Annotated in this window: 3 protein-coding genes; all 3 read left to right on the top strand. The window is 66.6% G+C overall.

Annotated elements, in window-relative coordinates:
* The first annotated feature begins 304 nt into the window (after nucleotides 1-304).
* The 3 genes from FLL47_RS42520 to FLL47_RS42530 all read left to right on the top strand — a co-directional run bounded on the left by FLL47_RS42520 (nucleotide 305) and on the right by FLL47_RS42530 (nucleotide 1,717).
* The gene (locus FLL47_RS42520) at nucleotides 305-601 is read left to right on the top strand and encodes a hypothetical protein (RefSeq protein WP_246159338.1); all 297 of its coding nucleotides are present in this window, start codon (nucleotides 305-307) and stop codon (nucleotides 599-601) included.
* Between the two features lies 1 nt (nucleotide 602).
* Nucleotides 603-1,001 (top strand): STAS domain-containing protein, encoded by a 399-nt coding sequence (locus FLL47_RS42525; protein WP_186316257.1) that lies wholly within the window; start codon nucleotides 603-605, stop codon nucleotides 999-1,001.
* Nucleotides 1,002-1,144: 143 nt separating this feature from the next.
* The gene (locus tag FLL47_RS42530; protein WP_144128375.1) at nucleotides 1,145-1,717 is read left to right on the top strand and encodes an MEDS domain-containing protein; all 573 of its coding nucleotides are present in this window, start codon (nucleotides 1,145-1,147) and stop codon (nucleotides 1,715-1,717) included.
* Nucleotides 1,718-1,812: the final 95 nt, after the last annotated feature.

Genomic DNA, 1,812 nt, shown 5'->3' on the forward strand with positions numbered 1-1,812 from the left:
TTGGACCAGCGCCACAGCATCCTTACGGAACTGTTCGGTGTACTGCGAAGGGCGTGCCACCAGGACATCCTTCCTCCTGGCCATCCTGCCAGGGATCAGGGTGTCCGGCCCGAAGGTGGAAGCTCACATGGCCATGTGGAACCACATGGCCAGGACCGGCAAGGTCCGACCCAGTGAACAGGTGCTCGCTGTCGCTTGATCGGCAGCCGATGGCCGCAAGTTCCGCTGATGATCAAGTAACCTTGCGTTCACCGCAGTCCCGTGCGAGCATCGCTGTGTGAGTACGCGCAGGGTGACCGCAGACGTGAAGACCGTGCTGGCAGCTGTACCGGACCCGTCTGTGGTGTCGAGCAGCGATGCGGTTCTGGCGGCGTTGGCGGACGCACATGCGCGACGAATGCGGGCCGAGGAGGAGATCCGGTTACTGCTGGCCTACGGTCGCGAGTTCGTGTATCCGCACCCGTACACGTTGGGTGAGCTGGCGTCGGCGGCCGGGATGTCGACTTCAGGGGTGCGCACTGCGTACGGGCGGCAGGATGTCGACAAGGTTGCGGCAGCGACCGGCTTGGAGCCGGTTCCCTCGGAGGGGGAGGAGAGTTGACGTGGAGGTCGCGAACGTCGTCGCGCACGGCGACGCGCCGCACGAGGTGGTCGTGGCGGTATCCGGGGAGATCGATCTAGGGGTCCGCGATGAGCTGCTGAACGCCCTGCACGCGACGATCCGTATGGCGGGTGTTACGAGCGTCGTCGTCGATCTCTCCCGGGTCTCGTTCATGGATTCGACCGGTCTGCATGTCCTGCTCGCTGCCCGTGAGACGGCGCACAGTTCGGGTGTCGGCTTCAACGTCGTCGGAGCCACCGGCCTCGCCCGCCGGGTGCTGGCGGTCACCGGGATGCTGGAGTTGCTGACCGGTGAAGCGAGCGCGGACACGGATGAGCCTGTATCGCCGACCATCTACTCGTTGCACGCGGACCCGCCGGCGGCGGAGATCTCGCGATGAGCGCGCGCCGGTGCGAAGGTGCCCCGGTGGGGCCGTTCGGGGGTACGTGGGCTGCCCGCGAAGCGGGGTACGGACGGTGACTGCTGGTGTGCTGCTGCCACCGCGATCTGCCTTCCTGTCATCGGCACATCTTCGTCCCGCCTTTGCTGCGCGCCGAACAGCTCCGCATGCCGGCAGGAGGTGATCAGATGTCAACACGCGGCCTGGCAGGCCAACTGGAGCTCGGTGATCACATCTGTGCATTTGTCGACGGCGCCGACGAGGGTCTCGACGTGATGACGCAAACCGTCTCCGCCGGCCTCGACGCCGGCGACAAGATCATGTTGTTCGTCGAGTCGCTGCTGCCGATAGCGGTCCGGGCCGGGCTAGAGCGCAGCGTCGCCGCATCGGTGGCCGCGCGGCCCGGGCAGGTGCAGGTTCTGTCAGGCCGGGACGCGTATCTGCCAGCCGGCCGGTTCGAGCCGGCTCGCGTGATCGACTCCCTGGTCGGGCACATCGAACAGGCCGGCCGGGACGGTTACCGAGGGCTGCGGCTGGTCGGCGACATGACGTGGGCGCTGAGCGAACCGCCCGGAGTCGATCAACTGGCTGGATACGAGGCGCAGGTCAACCAGCTCTACATGGACGGGCGGGCATTGGGGGTCTGCCTCTACGACAGGCGCGCCTTCCCCCGCGACCTGCTGCGTGAGCTTCCACCTTCGGGCCGGACACCCTGATCCCTGGCAGGATGGCCAGGAGGAAGGATGTCCTGGTGGCACGCCCTTCGCAGTACACCGAACAGTTCCGTAAGGATGCTGTGGCGCTGGTCCAA

Source organism: Catellatospora sichuanensis (genome assembly GCF_007483665.1).
In the GTDB taxonomy this organism is placed as follows: domain Bacteria; phylum Actinomycetota; class Actinomycetes; order Mycobacteriales; family Micromonosporaceae; genus Catellatospora; species Catellatospora sichuanensis.